Genomic DNA, 17,765 nt, shown 5'->3' with positions numbered 1-17,765 from the left:
CAAATTCTTTCAACAAAGGGCTGTGGCGGGTGGGCTTTGTTGCCGTCCCCGCCACAGCGCCGAGGCTAGGCCGTGACTGTGGCCCTGCGGTCCTTGACGAAGAAACCGTAGGAGAGTGCACCCACCACCAGCAGGACTCCGCCGATCAGGAAGACGAAGGTGTAGTTGCCGCCGGTCTCGGTAAGGATGAAGCCCGTGACGATCGGGGCGAGTGCCGCACCGAGGAAGCCGCCGAAGTTCTGGATGGCGCCCAAGGATGCAACCTGCGTGGGTTCTGCGATGTCCGCCGCCAGCGTCCAGAGGACACCGATCGGAACCTGGGCGGCGAAGTAACCGACAGAGAGCAGGACGATGGCCAGAGCGGAGTTGTCAACGTAGGCAACGGGCAGGACGGCTGCGGCTGCGAGGAGTGCGCCTCCGACGATCGGGAGCTTGCGGGCGGTGATGGTAGGAATGCCGCGGCGGATGGCCCTGCTGGAGATCACGCCGCCGGTCAGCACACCGATGATTCCGCAGAGGAACGGAAGGGCTGCGAGCCATCCACTCTGGCTGAGGCTGAAGCCACGGGCGGTCTGCAGGTAGCTCGGGAGCCAAGTGAGGTAGACCCACACCGTGTAGAAGATGCCGAACGCGCCGAGCACCATGAACCAGGTGTTCTTCTGCTTGAGCAGTTCGCCCCAGCCGGCTTGCTTTTCCTTGGGCTTGGACTGCTCTTCGAACTCGGCACCCTTGATGAGGAACTGTTCCTTGAGCGTGGGGTCACGGTAGACGCGGAGCCATACGAGGGCGACGATCACGCCGAGTGCGCCGATGACGATGAACATGCCACGCCAGGTCATGGTCAGCAAGAGGAAGGTCAGCAGCGGCGGGGCAATCGCGTTGGCAATCTGCGAGCCGGTGTTGACGATCGAGACCGGCAGGGCGCGCTCTGTCTTGTTGAACCAGCGGTCGGCGACCTTCAGCCCGGAGGTGAAGAACGGGGATTCGGAGATACCCAGCGCCACGCGGGCGGCATACAGGAAGCCGAAGGAGTTGGCGAGGGCGGAGAGCATCGAGATGATCGACCAGAGCCCGGCCGCCCAGGCGAACATGCGCTTGGGACCGTATTTGTCCACGAGGTAGCCGGCCGGCAGGTTGGCGATGGCGTACGGCCATGAGAATGCCGAGAGCAACAGCCCCATTTGGAGCGCATTGAGGCCGAATTCCTTGGCAATCGTGGTGTTCGCGATGCTGAGGTTGTTTCGGTCGAGGTAGTTCACGATCCCGCCGATGACCAGCAGAGCTACCAGGTACCACCTGATTCTCACGCGATGTAGGGGCTTGGTGTCCGTGGTATCAATATCTGCTGATGCTTGGCTCATGCAGCTCACTCCTTTGTGTTCTGACCGACAGTCTTTGTCGGGTTGTGCTTTCGCCGGCTCCTGCCGGGTTTTGTTTGCCGGCCGGTGCCGGACTCCGGCTGCGCCGGGTTGTGGATCGCGCGGTTTCGGCTAGCGCCGGGCTTCCTCGATCGCTGCGAGGAAGGTCTGTGCAGCGCGGGCAACGAGTCCGTAGTCGCCGTCGTTCCGGGCCGCCTTTGTCACAAAACTTCCCACGCCGACGGCGGTCACACCGGCGTCGAACCAGGCGCCGACGTTCGCGGGGGTCACTCCGCCGGAAGGCATGATGGGTGCCTGCGGCAGTGGCGCAAGGATGGTCTTGACGTATGAAGGCCCGCCCAGTTCAGCGGGGAACAGCTTGATGATGTCCGCCCCGGCTTCCAGGGTGTTGACGACCTCCGTGGGGGTGAACGCTCCGCTGGCAGTGACGGCTTGGTAGCGGTTTCCTGCAGCGATCATCTTGGGGTTGAATTGCGGGCTGACCAGCAACCGCGCACCCGCTGAGATGGCTGCGAAGGCGGCCTCTGCGTCGAGCACGGTCCCGGCACCGATCACGATGCCTTGGTCCCCGTATTTGTCGGCAAGCCGCTCGATGACTCCCAGGGCTCCGGGAACAGTCAACGGGACCTCCACTGCACGGATGCCGCCCTCGATGGCAGCTTCAGATACGCGGTAGGCCTCGTCGGCACTGTCCAGGCGGGCAATCAGCAAGGCGCCGGTGCGGACGATGGTCTCTAGTACTTCGAATTTGGTTAACATTGATTAAGAGATTACCCCAAATATTCACAAATCGGAACAGTCTGTGAAAACTTGTTAAGAGGGGTGCGGCGACCGGAGGCTCAGCTGCTTGGCGTGGAAGTCGAAATGCTGTGTGGCATAGGCGTAGGTGTCGGTCAGCGTCATGTCAGCTGTGAAGAAGGGATCCCACCGGGTGGGAAAGGGCGCGGACCGGGCCAGGGATTCCGGCGTTTCGCGTTCGAGTCGGCGGGCCAGCGCGGTGATCGTCTTTTCGAGTTTCCGGCCCATCCGGTGCCGGTTATAGACCGTGGCGGCGGCAACGGATCCCCAATAGTTCACGACGTCGAACGGACCTGTGGCGGCGTTCAAAGCGGCAGCGAAGCCCCTGCTCCAGGAGCGGGGCAAACGGCTGATGAACCGGACCAATGGCAGAAGCGCCCGGATGATCATGTATCCGAAGACCATGTGGAAGAGCAGTTCCTCATTGGTCCAGCGGGTTCCGTTACTCTTGCGTTGCAGATCGGCTGCCGTCGCGGTCTCCAGCCAACTGGCCAGCTCCCGGCGGGCACGCCTGTATCCGGCGACGGTTGCTTCCCGGCCCGGATCCATGGCTCCAGTGTCCCGCAATCGACCGCGGAAGAAACGCCGGCGGCTTAGTTTTCCACGAGTTCGGCGTACAGCTTGTGGACCCGGGACTTGATGTCGTCCCGAACCAGGCGCATGCGTTCCATTCCTTCAATGCCAAGTCCACGGATTTCAGCGAGCTGATGCCGAATCCGATATACAGTTCGATCCTTCCGGCCCCGACGTTCATCTGTTGATTGTGCGGTTCAAGGGAGGGTGCCTGCCGGGCTTTGTGGGTCCGGCAGGCCGTGGGCGGTTCCTGCTTTAGCAGCAGTCCAGATCGTCGTCGCAGCAACCCGTGTCGGTGCAGCATCCGGTATCCATCCAGTTCGCCCCCCCTTTCCGTCTTTCGGCTCAGGCGAGTCCGGTTCCTTGACCCGGGACGTCGGCTACTTGGCTGCGGGAGTGAGGGACTCGATGAGGTCCTCGATGCGCGCCTTGATCTCGTCGCGGATCGGACGGACGGCCTCGATGCCCTGGCCGGCCGGGTCTTCAAGGACCCAGTCCTCGTAGCGCTTGCCAGGGAAGTACGGGCACTCGTCTCCGCAGCCCATAGTGATCACGACGTCGGATTCCTTCACGGCCTCGGTGGTGAGGACTTTGGGGATCTCGGCGGACATATCGATGCCCAGCTCGGCCATGGCTTCGACGGCGGCGGGGTTGACCTTGTCTGCAGGCTCGGACCCGGCGGAACGGACCTCGATCCGCCCCTCGGCCAGCGTGGTGAGGAACGCCGCGGCCATCTGGGAACGGCCAGCGTTGTGGACACAGACGAAGAGAACGGACGGTTTCTTGATGGTTTCAGTGCTCATGAGAGGACCTTTCGATCGGCCGTCGCCACGGCGGGCGCGGGCGCTGCGGGCGCGGCCAAGGCGGCCGCGGCCAAGACGGGTATGGCTGGGTACAGAGCACGGATCAGGAAGAATCCTGCGGCGCCGCCCAGCAGCTGGGCGAGGATGAACGCCGGGGCGGAGGCCGGAGCGATGCCGGCGAAGGTGTCAGTGATGGTCCGGGCCACGGTCACTGCGGGGTTGGCGAAACTGGTGGAACTGGTGAACCAGTAGGCGGCCGTGATGTAGCCGCCGACGGCGAAAGCCACCCTTTCGGCGCGACCGGAACGAACGGTGCCAAAGATCACCAGGAACAGCCCGACGGTGGCGATGATCTCGCCAAGCCACAACCCTGTCCCCGCACGTTCATGCGTGGAGAGCGTCACGGCGTCGAGACCGAACATCAGATTGGCGATCACGGTCCCGGCCAGGCCGCCGGCGAACTGGGCGGCGATCAGTGCCAGTGTGGTGGGCGTGTCCAGGATCCCGAGCGCCCGTTCCACCAGCGTGACCACGGGATTGAAGGATGCCGAGACCGGTTGCAGGGCCAGGATCAACGCCACCAGCGCGGCGCCGGTGGCGATGCTGTTCTCCAGAAGCTGCAGTCCGACGTCGTTCGGGGACAGTCGCGAGGCCATGACGCCGGACCCGACCACGGCCATGACCAGGAAGGCGGTGCCTACGAACTCCGCCACTATCTTCCGTCTCAGCACGCTCACCGGCTCTTTCCCCCGATGAGGGCGGCAAGGTTTTCCAGGGCGTCGGTGCGTGCACGGTAGTAGACCCAGACGCCTCGCTTTTCCCGCTCCAACAGCCCGGCTTCGTGCAGGACCTTCAGGTGGTGGCTGATGGTCGGCTGGGACAACTCAAAGGCGTCGTTCAGATCGCACACGCAGGCTTCGCCGCCCTCGTGAGACGCCACCAAGGACATCAGCCGCAGCCGCACCGGATCGCCTAGCGCCTTCAGCAGCGGCACAATCCCCTCGGCTTCCGATTCCGAGAGCGGTTCCCTGGATAGCGGCGAACAACACGCCACCGCCTGGACGGGCGTTAACTCCAAAGACATAGACACACGTAAATATTTACATCTGTCGATGTTTAAGGCAAGGCCGCGCACCTATCAGGAAAGCCGGCTCCGGCAAGCACAAATCGGAACAGTGTGTGAAAACTTGTTAAGATGGGGTTGTCCACCGCGAAGGAGCAACTTTGAGTTCGTCAACATCACCTCCCCTGATCCCGGAGCAGCGCCATCAGGAAATCCTTCGCTTGCTTCGCCGCGAGGGGGTGCTGAGCATCCGCAGCCTCACGGAATCCATGAACGTCTCCCACATGACTATCCGGCGCGACATCACAGCCCTCGAGGATGCCGGGCATGTGTTGTCGGTCCAAGGAGGCGTGCGTTTGGCGGAGGGGACCAGCCAGGAACCTCCCCGGGAGAGGGAATCCCGGGCGCAGCTGGAGCTGCCGCGGAAAAAAGCAATCGCCGAGCTTGCGTCCCAGTTCGTCGAGGACGACATGGTTCTGTTCCTCGACGCCGGTACAACTTGCCAATCCGTGGTCCCCTATCTCGGCGCCCGGAAGAACATCACGGTGGTCACCAACGATTTTTACGTCGTCACGTCTTTGTTCGCGTACCCGAACGTTGAGACCATCCACACCGGCGGCGTGGTGGATGTTTCCAGCGCCTCAAGCTCGGGCCGCATGGCAGCCGACGCCATCAAGCACATCAACATCGATCTGTTCTTCATGAGTACGGGCGCGTGGAGCCTGTCCCGCGGCGTCACCACGCCGTCCATGGACAAGGTGGAAATGAAACTGGCCGCGCTCGAGTCAGCGTCGCGCTGCTTCCTGCTGGCGGACAGCACCAAGTTCGGAACCTTTGCGAAGTTCCGGGTGGCGCCGATCGAGCAACTAGATGCCGTTGTCACCGACGACGAACTGGCGCAAGACACCCAGGAGAACATCCAGGAATTGGGCGTCACGGTGCACGTCGCGGCAGCGAACGCCTCCGGACGCTAGCGCTCCCGAGAAAGAAGCAGACCCCATGACCAGTCCGGACGTCAACACAACCCCAACCGCAGACTCCGGGATATTGTTGCGCCGCGGCCTTCGTCTGGAATACGCGACCCTGGCCTGGAACGTGATCGGCCTCGGAGTACTGGCCGCCGCCGCCATTCAGGCCGGTTCCCCTGCGCTGGCCGGTTTCGGCTTGGATTCCCTGATCGAGATCTTCGCGTCGGTGGTAGTGGTGTGGCAGCTCAAGGGCGCCCACAAGGAGCGCGAAGCTCCCGCGATGAGACTGATAGGGACGGCTTTCGCCGTTTTGGGCGCCTACCTGCTCATCCAGTTGGCCATTGTGTTTGCCACAGGCGTCCGCCCTGGCACCTCAGCTCCGGGCATCGCATGGACGGCCCTGACCTTCGTGGTCATGCTCGCCCTTGCGTGGGGCAAGATCCGCACCGGGCGCAGCTTGGGCAATCCGGTGCTCCGCGCGGAAGGGAAAGTGACCCTTGTGGATGCCTATCTGGCCGGCGCGGTCCTGGCCGGGCTCGCCCTTAACGCCCTGTTCGGCTGGTGGTGGGCCGATCCCCTGGCCGGCGTCGTGATCATTTACTACGCTCTCCTTGAGGCCGGCCACGCCTTCAACCACGCCACCCCTTAGTGGTGCGCCTGCGTTTCCTGGAGCCGCTTGATGAACCAGCGTGATTGTTCGGGTCCGTAGGGAAGCACCGGGATCGCTTTAGTAGCGTCCGACGGCGTGTCCCGGATCGACTGCCTCGCTTGCCGTACCGCTGTGGACATTGTGTCGGCCATGGTCTTCACGAACTGGTCACTGCAGGGCTTTCCGTGGCCGGGGATCAGGAATTCGTAGCGGTGGCGCAGGGCCGAGATGTGCCGCAGGACGTCCGCCCAGTCCTCCGGGTAGGAGTCCTCGAACGATGGGTGGGCCCCTTGTTCCACGAGGTCGCCGGCAAAGAGGGTGCTGGGCGTGCCTACCAGGAGGTCGCCGTCGGTGTGGCCGCGGCCCAGGTAGAACAGGGTGGCGGTCAGGCCGCCCAGGTCAACCAGGACGGGCTGGTCCTTGACGATCGCATTGGGTATGACGATCTCGACGGCGTCGCCCTTGCCCGAGGCCATCTCCGGTTCCGTGGCGGCGACGAAGCGGCGCTGGTGGTCGCCGTCGTCGTCGATTGTGGCTGCACAGTTGACGTGCCCCCAGAACTCCGTGACGCCGTCGTCGGCAAAAATGGCGTTACCGAAGTAGTGGTCGTAGTGGGCGTGGGTGTTTACGACTACCAGCGGCAGCTGGGTCTTTTCGCGGACAGCGGCGAGGATCTGCCGGCCTTGACGGGGGCCGCAGCCGGTGTCGATCACCATGGCTCGTTCCGTGCCTATCACGAGGCCCGTGTTGAGCAGGCAACCCTCGGTCTCCAGCACGTAGTTGTCCGGGCCGACTTCGAGCCATGCTGACATTGTTTCTCCGTCTTCAGATGCGTTCCGGCAGTGTTCAGGCCTCGATTCTACCCACGGAGAGCCGGGAGGATCGTGAATCTGCCGCGCGTCCACAGCGGGGAACCACGTAACGGCGTGCCTATTTCATCCCAATGCAGGCTGACCGGTTTGTCCGGCTGTACGATTCCCTTAGTTTGCAGGTCCCGGGCTCAGCCGGAGCTAGAGGCAAAGGAAAATTTCATGTCGACGCAGAAGCCGTCTTTTCTTGCTTTGACCAACGCCATGCACGCCAGTCCGGGGTTCGTGGCGGCTCGCCGCGACGAGCTCGGTGGGCTACGCAGCCAGGTCCTGGAAATCATCGATGAAGTCTTGGCGGACTCTTCGCAGGCAACGGATGCTGTGCGTGAACAACTTCGCCGGCATGTTGCAGCCCATCCGGGGCATCCGGAAGAGGCGCTGCTGAAACACTTGTCTTCGCTCCGGACGCAACAGCCCGGCACGGATGTTCCGGACACAACTGCCCCGGCCTCGCAGGTGGACGAGGATTCGTCGCAGCATGCCACCACGCGGCTCGAGGCGGTACTCAGGGACCACATGCTGATGACCGCCTTCCAGCCCGTTTTCGACCTCACTACGGGTACCGTGGTGGGCGTCGAGGCCTTGACGCGCTTCGTCAGCGACGGTGGAGACCCTGCCAACTACTGGTTCGCAGAAGCCGAGGACACCGGGCTCCGCACAGATCTTGAATTCGCGGCGCTGGAGTCGGCACTTATGGCGGCGTTGGATCTGCCATCCCAGCTTTTCGTGGCGTTGAAGCTTTCCGATGCTGTCTGCCTGGATCCGCGCCTTCCTGCACTTTTCGATCAAACTCCGGTGGCGCCGGACCGTGTGATCCTGGAAATCTCCGGGCACTTCCCCCCGGAACAGGCCGCTTCGCTCGACGCGGCGGTGGGGCCGCTGCGCAGCGCCGGCGTGCGCCTGTCAATCGAAAATACGGGTTCCTACTTCGCTTCGGTCCGCCATATTCATCGGCTCAAGCCGGAGATGATCAAGCTGGACCCGAGACTGACCACGGGTCTCAGCCAGGATCCCCTCCGCCAGGAAATCGTCGAGGCGGAGGTCGGGTTCGCGCGGGAGATCGGGGCGGTCCTGACCGCTCAACACATCGAGACCAGCGCCGAACTCACCACGATTGCCGGGTTGGGAATAAGGGTCGGACAGGGCTATCACCTTGGGCGGCCCTCGGTCCAACCCAGCGAATGGGCCACCTGGGGCGGGCGCGCAGGCCATCTCATCTTCCCAAGTGGTACCGGCAGGGCCAGGCGGGCCTGACCTGTCTGTCAGTGCCCTTTTGGTGGTCCATCGCGTCGATTTGGCACGAGCAACCCACGACGACGGCGGCGGCAACCTCTTGCTTCTCCCGCGGCCTTCTGCTTCTCTGGCACTACCGGGCCGCCGCCGCGCTAACTCCGGTGTGGACCGTGCCCCGGTTGAAGGGAAGTGGGACTGTCATGACTTCTCTGTGGCTGGACGCGCGCGGGCCGGACAAGGACTCCCCCGGTGCAACAAGCCCCGATGAATTCACTCCTGGAAACAGTTACGACTGCGTGGTGGTCGGCGCCGGCATCACGGGCCTGGCCACGGCGCTCATGCTGGCACGGGCGGGAAGCAGTGTGCTGGTCCTTGAAGCCCGGCATGTCGGCGCGGTCAACACCGGAAACACCACCGCCAAGCTGAGCCTGTTGCAGGGCACCACCCTGTCTGCGCTGCGTAACCAGTATCCGGTGGACGTGGTCCGGGCCTACGTTGACGCGAACAGGGCGGGCCAGAAGTGGTTGCTCGACTACCTCGAGGGGCGGGGTGTGCCTTTCCAGTATCGGGATGCCTACACATTCGCCACAACCCCGGCAGGCGCGGATCGGCTCCGCGCGGAAGCCTTCGTGGCCCGGGCTGCCGGACTCAACGTCAAGTCCACCCGGGAGACGGGGCTGCCGTTCGACGTCGACGACGCCTTGCGGCTTGCGAACCAGGCGCAGTTCAACCCGATGGATGTGTTGGACGCGCTAGCCGCCGATGTCCGGGCGGCCGGTGGAAGCATCGTGGAGGGCGTGCGCGTCATGGACGTCCGGAACGGCGATCCCCTGGCAGTGGTCACCAGGAAGGGTGAGGTCACCGCCCGCAACGTGGTGCTCGCCACCGCGACACCCATGCTGAACCGCGGGCTCTACTTCGCCAAGCTGCGGCCCAATCGCTCCTATGCCGCCGCACTGCGGCTGCCAGAGGGCATGAGCCCGCCACCGGGGATGTACCTTTCAGCCGAACCTCCCACACGCTCGCTGCGGGACTATCCAGTGCCCGACGGCGGGAGGTTGCTTTTGGTGGGCGGGTTCGGGCACGCGGGTGGCCGGGCGCCGTCGACGCAGGTTCACGTGGACGAGCTGCTTGGCTGGGCCCAACGGTACTATCCGGACGCCGAGGTGACGCACACGTGGTCGGCCCAGGACTACCAGGCCACCAACCTCATGCCGTTCTTCGGCAGATTCCCCCGGGGCCGCGGCAAGATCCTCTTCGGCACCGGCTACAACAAGTGGGGCATGACCAATGGTGTTGCAGCGGCGCTGGACGTCGTTTCTGATATCACCGGCAGCGGTCAGCTCCCGTGGGCACGGACCATCCACCACCGGGTCACGGGTCCGCGCGGCGCCGCGTCCACGATTTCGTTCAACCTAGAGACACAGCAGCAGAACTTCCGGGACAAGGCAGCCCTGAAGAAGAAGCCGGCCATCACGGAGGAAACCCACCCCGCCGAAGGCACAGGCGTCACGGGACTTTTCCACGGGAAACCGGCGGCGATCTGCACCGTGGACGGTGTGGTGTGCCGGGTGTCCGCGGAATGCGCGCACCTGGGCGGTATCCTGCATTGGAACGACGCCGAGAAGTCCTGGGACTGCCCACTGCATGGTTCCCGTTATTCGGCTGCGGGGAAGCTGCTGGAAGGGCCGGCGACGCACAATTTGTTTAAGCTGCAGTAGGAGGGATGGGTGCGGCATCTCAATTTGCCAAAATGATCACTCATTTTGTGGTCATCCCACACTCGGTGCCATTTACGCGAATTTTAAGCTCCCCGTAAGGACCGGTGCCGATCCTGTTCTTTAGCTTTACTGATGTTGATCTGGCGTTTGATGGCCGTGAATATCAGTTCGTGGCCGCCCGGACACCCGATGGGGAACGCACAACTAAAGACTAGAGAAGGACTCCCGCGTTTGGGTCGGGCTGTCTTGATTCCAATAGATCGAGGAGGTAAGCGCCGTAGCCGCTTTTTACAAGTAGCTCGGCACGGACCCGCAACTCATCATCCGAAAGAAAGCCCGCGCGCCAAGCGACCTCTTCCGGGGACCCCACTTTCAGTCCTTGCCGGTGTTCTACGGTTCTAATGAAGTTTGACGCGTCATTGAGGTCGTCAAAGGTCCCAGTGTCCAACCAAGCCGTTCCCCGAGGCAAAACCTCTACCTGGAGTTTTCCGCGGTCAAGGTACGTCCTGTTGACGTCCGTGATTTCAAGTTCTCCGCGCGCCGACGGCTTGAGATTCCGCGCAATCTCCACCACTTCGTTGTCATAAAAGTAGAGGCCCGGCACCGCGTAATTGCTCTTGGGCTGCTCCGGCTTTTCCTCAAGGGAGATCGCGCTGCCATCCAGGTCGAATTCCACTACACCGTAGGCTTTGGGATCCTTTACCCAGTAGCCAAACACTGCCCCGCCGTCGATTTCGGAGTATCGATGCAGTTGCGTGCCCAAGCCTTGGCCGTAGAAGATGTTGTCTCCTAGAACCAGCGCGACGTTGTCATCTCCAATGTGGTCTGCCCCAAGCGTGAAAGCCTGAGCCAAGCCATCGGGAGAAGGCTGCTGGACGTAGCTTAGATTGATGCCGAACTGGGAGCCATCGCCCAACAGTCGCTGAAACTGCTCTGCGTCGTGGGGAGTTGTGATAATCAGGACGTCCCGAATGCCGGCCAAGATCAAAGTCGACAGTGGGTAGTAGATCATCGGTTTGTCGTAGACAGGGACAAGTTGCTTGCTAATGCCGTGGGTAATCGGATGCAGGCGCGAACCAGTTCCCCCAGCCAAGATGATTCCTCGCATACTGCGCATCATTCCGGTTCGTATGCGTTTATGCAAACCAGTATGGTTATGCATCATCGGGAACATTCTCGTCACCGGATCTCCGCTACGCCATCGACTCAAACAAGCTGCGTGACGAACTCGGTTGGAAGCCTAAGTTCTCAAACTTTGACGCCGGTATCGAAGACACGATCAAGTGGTACCGCGACAACGAATCCTGGTGGCGACCGAAGAAGGCGGCCACGGAAGCTCGCTACAAGGAACAGGCCAACAGACGATGACCACTGGTCTGCAGACACCCAGAGCCGATACGCCTTCCTGAATCTCGCGGACGAGACCGCTGCAATTGACTGGCCGGTGCCGTTGGAGCAGGCAGAGCTGTCGGACAAGGACAAAGCACACCCTCGGCTGGCGGAGGTGGTGCCTATGCCGGCTCGGAAGGTACTCGTGGTGGGCGCCGACGGCCAGCTCGGCAAGGCGTTGCGCGAACTATACGACGGCGATCCTTCCGTTGAGTTCGCCGGGCGGTCGGACTTTGACTTGTCCCAGGAAGCGTCGTTTGCGGGACGGAACTGGAAGAACTACTCGACGTTCATCAATGCGGCCGCTTACACCGCCGTTGACGCAGCCGAGAGTCCCGAGGGGCGGGCAGCTGCATGGCAGGTGAATGTCTCAGCTGTGGCGCGCTTGGCGAAGACTGCGATCGAGCAGGACCTGACGTTGGTTCATATCTCGTCGGATTATGTCTTCGACGGCACACGCGAATTGCATGACGAAAATGAACCTTTCACCCCTCTTGGCGTGTATGGCCAGACCAAAGCTGCCGGGGACGCCGTGGTCAGCGTTGTTCCGTGCCATTACATTGTGCGGACCAGTTGGGTGATCGGCGAGGGAAACAACTTCGTTCGTACCATGGCTTCGCTCGCGAGCCGTGGAATCAGGCCGAGCGTCGTCAACGACCAAATCGGGCGTCTTAGCTTCACCGAGGATATCGCCGCGGGAATCGAACATTTGCTGGACTCCAAGGCCAGCTACGGCACCTACAACCGCAGCAACGGCGGCAAACCGCAATCCTGGACGGACATCGCCGCCGACGCCTACGAGCTAAGCGGCGCGACGCGGGACTCCGCCACAGGCGTCACCACAGAAGAGTACTTCCGTGGTAAAGCCGCCGCCCCACGCCCGCTTGGAAGCGTCCTGAACCTGAGCAAGATCACGGATGCGGGATTCGAGCCTGTTTTGCAGGTATTCGCCTGCAGCACTATGTCTCGGCACTGCAAAACTAGCCAGACGGTGACTCGACTCCGTATCTAGGCCGTCGGCCTTCCCTCTTGATGGGCCAAACCTACAAGTCCACGAGCAGGAAGGGTGAGGTCACCGCCCGCAACGTGGTGCTCGCCACCGCGACACCCATGCTGAACCGCGGGCTCTACTTCGCCAAGCTGCGGCCCAATCGCTCCTATGCCGCCGCACTGCGCCTGCCAGAGGGCATGAGCCCGCCACCGGGGATGTACCTTTCAGCCGAACCTCCCACACGCTCTCTGCGGGACTATCCAGTGCCCGACGGCGGGAGGTTGCTTTTGGTGGGCGGGTTCGGGCACGCGGGTGGCCGGGCGCCGTCCACGCAGGTTCACGTGGACGAGCTGCTCGGCTGGGCCCAACGGTACTATCCGGGCGCCGAGGTGACGCACACGTGGTCGGCCCAGGACTACCAGGCCACCAACCTCATGCCGTTCTTTGGCAGGTTCCCCCGGGGCCGGGGCAAGATCCTGTTCGGCACCGGCTACAACAAGTGAGGCATGACCAATGGTGTTGCGGCGGCGCTGGACGTCGTTTCCGACATCACCGGCAGCGGTCAGCTCCCTTGGGCACGGACCATCCACCACCGGGTCACGGGTCCGCGCGGCGCCGCGTCCACGATTTCGTTCAACCTAGAGACACAGCAGCAGAACTTCCGGGACAAGGCAGCCCTGAAGAAGAAGCCGGCCATCACGGAGGAAACCCATCCCGCCGAAGGCACCGGCATCACGGGACTTTTCCATGGGAAACCGGCGGCGATCTGCACCGTGGATGGTGTGGTGTGCCGGGTGTCCGCGGAATGCGCGCACCTGGGCGGCATCCTGCATTGGAACGACGCCGAGAAGTCCTGGGACTGGCCCACTGCACGGCTCCCGCTATTCGGCCGAAGCTGCTGGAAGGGCCGGCAACACAATCTGTTCAAGCTGCAGTAGGTCTTTCTCCACGCTTCGAGCTGCCCCGTGCGTGCAGGTAGTAGTCTTGGAGACAGTGCAGCGTTGCCGCCCAAATCCCGCATTGGTTAGAGGACGGTATGACCCTTATCTGCGATCCCGAAACGGAGACCGCCCCGCCCAGGCGAAAGAAGCGGCCGATCGTTATGGCATTTGCGGTGATCGCAGCCTTGGCGATCGCATGGGGAGTAGCTGGGATCTTCCTGTATGTGGCCCCGCCTTCTGACGAACCCGAACACGCCGATGTGGTGTTCGTCCTCGGGCCGCCTGACAATCGCATCAGTTACGCGGAACAGCTGATGCAACAGGGGTATGCACCCGCGCTCGCGGTCTCAAGTCCAGTTGGAAAAGACGGCAAATTCGAGGCGGACATATGTGCTGCTCACCGCTCGTATCGGATTATTTGCTTCAACCCTGATCCGTTCACGACGCAAGGCGAAGCACGGGCACTCCGCGATCTGTCAAGCCAATACGGATGGAAAAACGCCAACGTCCTCACGGCCCAGTTCCATGTGACCCGTGCCCGGGTGATCATGGGCCGTTGTTACGGAGGAGACCTGCGCATGGTCGCCTACCGGACGGGTCTGCCGCTGCTCTCCTTGTCCAACCCCAAATCTTCATGGGCGTACGAGTACGTCTACCAAACAGCCGCCTTCGTCAAGGTTGCGATCCACCCGGACTGCTAACGGTGAACTATCCGGCCACGAGCTTGGCCTTGTAGCGCATGTCCGCATTCCGCGTTCCGCGTTCCGCGTTCCGCGTTCCGCGTTCCGCGTTCCGCATTCCGCATTCCGCATTCCGCATTCCGCATTCCGCAACGTACCACGACCGTTTTTGCGTCGCACACGGCGCGGCGGCCCATGAGCTGCCAAGGGATTAGCCCGGGGTTTTCGTGGCCAGCTGGCGCGAGTGGCGCGTTAAAGCAGTGAAAGGGTGCTCTGAGCTGGGAAAATAGTGGTATTCGACGCCATATTTTCCTGATCGTGAGGAGCACCCTTTCGATGCATCATTTTACCCGGCTTTTCCCTGCTGCAGCGGTTGGCTTCACCGGCCAGTCACTGGTGTCCCACGCCGGAACGAAGATTCTGACGGAATTGATCGACGCGCTGGGTTTCCGCGGACTCTGCGAGGACCGGCTTGGCCAGTTCGCTCCTTCCGGCGCCCGACACCGGCCCGGCCGGCTCATCGCTTCCCTGGCCCTGATGCTCGCTGGCGGCGGCGAGCACGTCAGCGACCTGGACATGCTGCGTTCCTCGCCCGGGATCTTCGGGCCGGTGCCCTCGAACGCGACCGTGTCCCGGTTTTTCGAACGCACCGTCGCCAACCCCGAACTGTTCAGCTACGGCTTCGAGACCCTGACCCGGGAACTGCGGTCCAGGGCCTGGGACGCTGCAGGGAACTTCGAACCCGGCGGCCAGGCAACCGCCGCCGATCCCTTGATCGTTGACTTGGATGCCACGTTGGTGACCTCGCACAGTGACAAGGAACTGGCCGCGGGCACGTACAAAGGCGGGTACGGTTTCTCCCCGTTCATCGCCAGCATCGATTACGGCACGGGCAACGGCACCGGGGAAATCCTCGCCTGCGTGTTGCGGCCCGGCAGCGCGGGGGCGAACAGCGCCGATGACCATATCCGTGTCTTCGAGACCGCCACGGCCCAGTTGCCCGAGAGCTTCTTCCCCGATGGGAAGCTGGACGGGCAGAGGATCCTGGTCCGCACCGACAGTGCCGGCGCCTCGCGGAAGTTCCTCTGGCACCTGCACTCCTTGGGCGTGCAGTTCTCCGTCTCGTATCCGGTCCCGGCAGCCAAAGCCCACATGATCGACTGGATCAACGACAAACAGTACTGGCAACCGGCCCTGGACCAGCACGGGACCGACCGCACGAACGCGTGGGTCATCAACGCCACCGAAGTGATCCCGCTGAAGGACTACCCGCCGGGCACGAACATCTACCTGCGGGCCGAGCCGCTGCACCCCGGCGCGGCCCCGACCCTGCTGGATCTGGACGGGCACCGCATCACCGCGTTCCTGACGAACGCACCGCGCTGGCACGGACCGTTCCTGGATGCCCGGCACCGGGCCCGGGGCCGGTGCGAGAACCGGATCAAGACCCTGAAGAACACCGGCCTGGGCAAGCTGCCGTTCTACGATTTCGCCGCGAACCAGGCCTGGGCCAACATCGCCGCCCTGGCATTGAACCTCACCTCCTGGCTGCAGCTCACCGCCCTCCCGGAAGGCCACCACGCCAGGTCCTGGGACATCAAACGCTGGCGCTACCGGCTCTTCGCGACCGCCGGGAAAATCATCACCCGCGCCCGCCGGAGGACCTTGCTCCTGCCAGACAGGGCACCGGAGAAACAGCTCATCACCGTCCTGCTGGACCGGATCAAAGACCTCCCAGCGCGACTGAAAAGCGCCCCGGCAAAGCCTACGTAGCCAGGTCCAAGGTTCCAACCGCCACGACACAGAACAAACACCCAACGGAGAAGTGGAAATCCGCGCCGATCCCGGCGGCACCAGGGCCACTCCAGCCCCGCCAAAATCCAGATCACAGCCGATCAGCGATCAACGCCGCCCCCGGCCGGCCCACCAGCGGCAGATGAAAAATCTGGGTTAGACGAAAGCGCTCGGATTGGGGTCGCGGACTGCCTTGATTCCAATAGACCGAGGAGGTAAGCACCGTAGCCGCTCTTTTATAAGAGGCCCACAACTAACCGGGGAGAGCAACTTTACGGGCCCTTCGCAGATGAGCGTGGTTAGGGCCGTCTGACGCCGAGGGCAGGAGCGTGTCCGGATGCCGCTGCGGCGTGGTGCGGGAGAAGAGGGGTCAGGGCCTCTTTGAATTGGTAGCGACCAAGCTTCCAAATAAAAAAGAGACCCTGATATGCCCAATGCTACTTCCTGCCCGGGTGGTCGCTGGTGCGAGCGGGCCGACGCGCTTCTTGGTGTCGACGGCATCCACGTCTGCTCTGTCACCGCGGCCGGGACCGGCCTGGTTCTGCACGTCGAGACAGCCGAAACCGTTAGCGGTTGTCCGGACTGCGGTGTCGTCGCGGTCGGGCACGGCCGCCGGCAGGTCCGGCTCCATGACACCCCGTGTTTCGGGCGGCCGGTGCGGCTGCTGTGGGCCAAACGTGTCTGGCGATGCCCGGGCCCTGACTCCCCAGGACCACCTTCACCGAAGAGCATGAGTTGGCCGGGCCCCGGGCAAAACTCACTGGCAGGGCCGTTGCGTGGGCGACCGACGGCCTGCAGCGTTTCGACACCTCCGTCTCCGCCCTGGCCCACCAGCTCGGCGTCTCCTGGCACACGCCTTGGGACGCCATCAACGCAGAGGCTGCCCGGCGGATCGCAGCGACCGGCAGGCTGGCCGGGGTGAACGCGCTCGGAGTCGATGAGCATGTCTGGTCCCATACCGGCCCGCCCGGATCCGGGATGGTCACGGGAATCGTGGACCACACCCGCGACGGGAACGGCGTGGTGCACGCCAGGTTGCTGGACCTCGTCCCGGGCCGGTCCGGGAAGGCCTACGCGGACTGGCTCAAAGCCCGCGGCGAGGAATTCACCGCCGGGATCAAGACGGCAGCGCTGGATCCGTTCCGCGGCTACGCGAACGCGATCCGAGACGTACTGCCCGAGGCCATCACGATGCTGGACGGGTTCCATGTCGTGAAACTGGGATCAGCCATGGTCGATGAGGTCCGCCGCCGCGTGCAGCGGGAGACCCTCGGGCACCGCGGCCGCAAGGGCGACCCGCTCTACGGGATCCGCCGGACCCTGCAGATCGGCGCCGAACACCTCACCGATAAGCAATCCGCCCGGCTCGACGCGAAACTCACCCTCGGGGACCCGGACCACGAAGTCACCCTGGCCTGGCAGTGCTACCAGAAGCTCCGAAACATCTACCACGCCAGGCCGGAGCGGGGCAGGGAACTCGTCAACGAGGTGATCTCCTCGTTCCCGTCCTGCCCGATCCCCGAGGTCTCACGACTGGGCCGGACACTCAAACAATGGAAGGCCGCGATCCTGGCCTACTTCGACACCCGCGGCGCTTCCAACGGACCCACCGAAGCGATCAACGGCGTCATCGAAACCACCCGCAGAATAGCCCGCGGCTTCCGCAACTTCACCAACTACAGACTCAGATGCCTACTCGCTGCCGACGGTCACTGCCCCTACCGAATCAAGCAACCCAACCATGCCTAAATGCGAAGAGCCGGTTAAACGCTCTTGTCCTATTTTGTCCTATGCCGCTCGAGCTGAAGACACTTTAGGATTATTCTCCCCGCTCATGCGACGGCTTGAAGCGAGCTATTGTTCGCCTCAATTAGCCGAAATCTCACGCGGCAGACCCCGTCGCTGGGCGCCAGC

At 63.1% G+C, this 17,765-nt stretch carries 16 protein-coding genes and 3 pseudogenes; 11 read left to right on the top strand and 8 right to left on the bottom strand.

Features of this window, described 5'->3' with window-relative positions; genetic code table 11:
* Positions 1-65: 65 nt before the first annotated feature.
* The 6 genes from OW521_RS16050 to OW521_RS16025 form a co-directional block, all read right to left on the bottom strand.
* Positions 66-1,361 (bottom strand): MFS transporter, encoded by a 1,296-nt coding sequence (locus OW521_RS16050; RefSeq protein ID WP_268020609.1) that lies wholly within the window; start codon positions 1,359-1,361, stop codon positions 66-68.
* Positions 1,362-1,490: 129 nt separating this feature from the next.
* Positions 1,491-2,138 (bottom strand): bifunctional 4-hydroxy-2-oxoglutarate aldolase/2-dehydro-3-deoxy-phosphogluconate aldolase, encoded by a 648-nt coding sequence (locus OW521_RS16045; RefSeq protein ID WP_268020608.1) that lies wholly within the window; start codon positions 2,136-2,138, stop codon positions 1,491-1,493.
* Between the two features lie 54 nt (positions 2,139-2,192).
* Complete coding sequence (locus OW521_RS16040) at positions 2,193-2,726, bottom strand: DinB family protein (protein WP_268020607.1); 534 nt, start codon at positions 2,724-2,726, stop codon at positions 2,193-2,195.
* Positions 2,727-3,130: 404 nt separating this feature from the next.
* Positions 3,131-3,553, bottom strand: coding sequence for an arsenate reductase ArsC (locus OW521_RS16035; protein WP_268020606.1), 423 nt, complete (start codon positions 3,551-3,553; stop codon positions 3,131-3,133).
* Entirely contained in the window at positions 3,550-4,290 is a 741-nt protein-coding gene (locus OW521_RS16030; protein WP_268020605.1) for an aquaporin, read from the bottom strand. The genes OW521_RS16035 and OW521_RS16030 overlap by 4 nt, the downstream gene beginning before the upstream one ends.
* Positions 4,287-4,637, bottom strand: coding sequence for an ArsR/SmtB family transcription factor (locus OW521_RS16025; protein WP_265977712.1), 351 nt, complete (start codon positions 4,635-4,637; stop codon positions 4,287-4,289). Before OW521_RS16025 ends, OW521_RS16030 begins: the two co-directional genes overlap by 4 nt.
* A 140-nt stretch (positions 4,638-4,777) precedes the next feature.
* Between OW521_RS16025 and OW521_RS16020 the strand changes: the two genes are divergently transcribed.
* Positions 4,778-5,590 (top strand): DeoR/GlpR family DNA-binding transcription regulator, encoded by an 813-nt coding sequence (locus OW521_RS16020; RefSeq protein WP_268020604.1) that lies wholly within the window; start codon positions 4,778-4,780, stop codon positions 5,588-5,590.
* A 25-nt stretch (positions 5,591-5,615) separates the two neighbouring features.
* Positions 5,616-6,233, top strand: a complete 618-nt coding sequence (locus OW521_RS16015) for a cation transporter (RefSeq protein WP_268020603.1) — start codon at positions 5,616-5,618, stop codon at positions 6,231-6,233.
* On the opposite strand, the gene OW521_RS16010 is transcribed toward OW521_RS16015, so the two are convergent.
* On the bottom strand, positions 6,230-7,045 hold the full coding sequence (locus tag OW521_RS16010) for an MBL fold metallo-hydrolase (RefSeq protein WP_268020602.1): 816 nt from the start codon (positions 7,043-7,045) through the stop codon (positions 6,230-6,232). The two genes, OW521_RS16015 and OW521_RS16010, sit on opposite strands and share 4 nt — an antisense overlap.
* Positions 7,046-7,264: 219 nt before the next feature.
* Between OW521_RS16010 and OW521_RS16005 the strand changes: the two genes are divergently transcribed.
* Together OW521_RS16005 and OW521_RS16000 are read left to right on the top strand one after the other, a co-directional pair.
* Positions 7,265-8,356 carry an EAL domain-containing protein gene (locus OW521_RS16005; protein WP_268020600.1) on the top strand — a complete coding sequence of 364 codons (1,092 nt, stop codon included), beginning with the start codon at positions 7,265-7,267 and terminating at the stop codon, positions 8,354-8,356.
* Positions 8,357-8,535: 179 nt separating this feature from the next.
* Positions 8,536-10,056 (top strand): FAD-dependent oxidoreductase, encoded by a 1,521-nt coding sequence (locus tag OW521_RS16000; RefSeq protein WP_268020599.1) that lies wholly within the window; start codon positions 8,536-8,538, stop codon positions 10,054-10,056.
* 211 nt (positions 10,057-10,267) lie between these two features.
* Here OW521_RS16000 and rfbA read toward each other — a convergent pair whose 3' ends face one another.
* Positions 10,268-11,164, bottom strand: a complete 897-nt coding sequence (gene rfbA / locus OW521_RS15995; protein WP_268020598.1) for a glucose-1-phosphate thymidylyltransferase RfbA — start codon at positions 11,162-11,164, stop codon at positions 10,268-10,270.
* Positions 11,165-11,241: 77 nt separating this feature from the next.
* On the opposite strand from rfbA, the pseudogene OW521_RS15990 reads away from it, so the two are divergent.
* The 7 genes and pseudogenes from OW521_RS15990 to OW521_RS15960 all read left to right on the top strand — a co-directional run.
* A pseudogene (locus OW521_RS15990) lies at positions 11,242-11,424 on the top strand (dTDP-glucose 4,6-dehydratase); the annotation flags it as partial.
* Positions 11,420-12,457: pseudogene (locus tag OW521_RS15985) on the top strand (sugar nucleotide-binding protein); the annotation flags it as partial. The pseudogenes OW521_RS15990 and OW521_RS15985, both read left to right, overlap by 5 nt.
* Before the next feature lie 20 nt (positions 12,458-12,477).
* Positions 12,478-12,939 carry an FAD-dependent oxidoreductase gene (locus OW521_RS15980; protein WP_268020597.1) on the top strand — a complete coding sequence of 154 codons (462 nt, stop codon included), beginning with the start codon at positions 12,478-12,480 and terminating at the stop codon, positions 12,937-12,939.
* 3 nt (positions 12,940-12,942) lie between these two features.
* A complete protein-coding gene (locus tag OW521_RS15975) occupies positions 12,943-13,374 on the top strand; it encodes a hypothetical protein (RefSeq protein ID WP_268020596.1) in 432 nt (143 codons plus the stop codon).
* A 98-nt stretch (positions 13,375-13,472) separates the two neighbouring features.
* On the top strand, positions 13,473-14,078 hold the full coding sequence (locus OW521_RS15970) for a YdcF family protein (RefSeq protein ID WP_268020595.1): 606 nt from the start codon (positions 13,473-13,475) through the stop codon (positions 14,076-14,078).
* A gap of 315 nt (positions 14,079-14,393) precedes the next feature.
* Complete coding sequence (locus OW521_RS15965) at positions 14,394-15,830, top strand: IS1380 family transposase (protein ID WP_268020240.1); 1,437 nt, start codon at positions 14,394-14,396, stop codon at positions 15,828-15,830.
* Positions 15,831-16,278: 448 nt separating this feature from the next.
* Positions 16,279-17,600 (top strand): annotated as a pseudogene (locus OW521_RS15960) (ISL3 family transposase).
* The last annotated feature ends 165 nt before the right edge of the window (positions 17,601-17,765 follow it).

Origin of the sequence: Arthrobacter sp. MMS18-M83 (assembly GCF_026683955.1) — a bacterium.
GTDB lineage: Bacteria > Actinomycetota > Actinomycetes > Actinomycetales > Micrococcaceae > Arthrobacter.
Note: the sequence above shows the minus strand (reverse complement) of the source record. Positions and strands in the feature narration are given on the sequence as shown.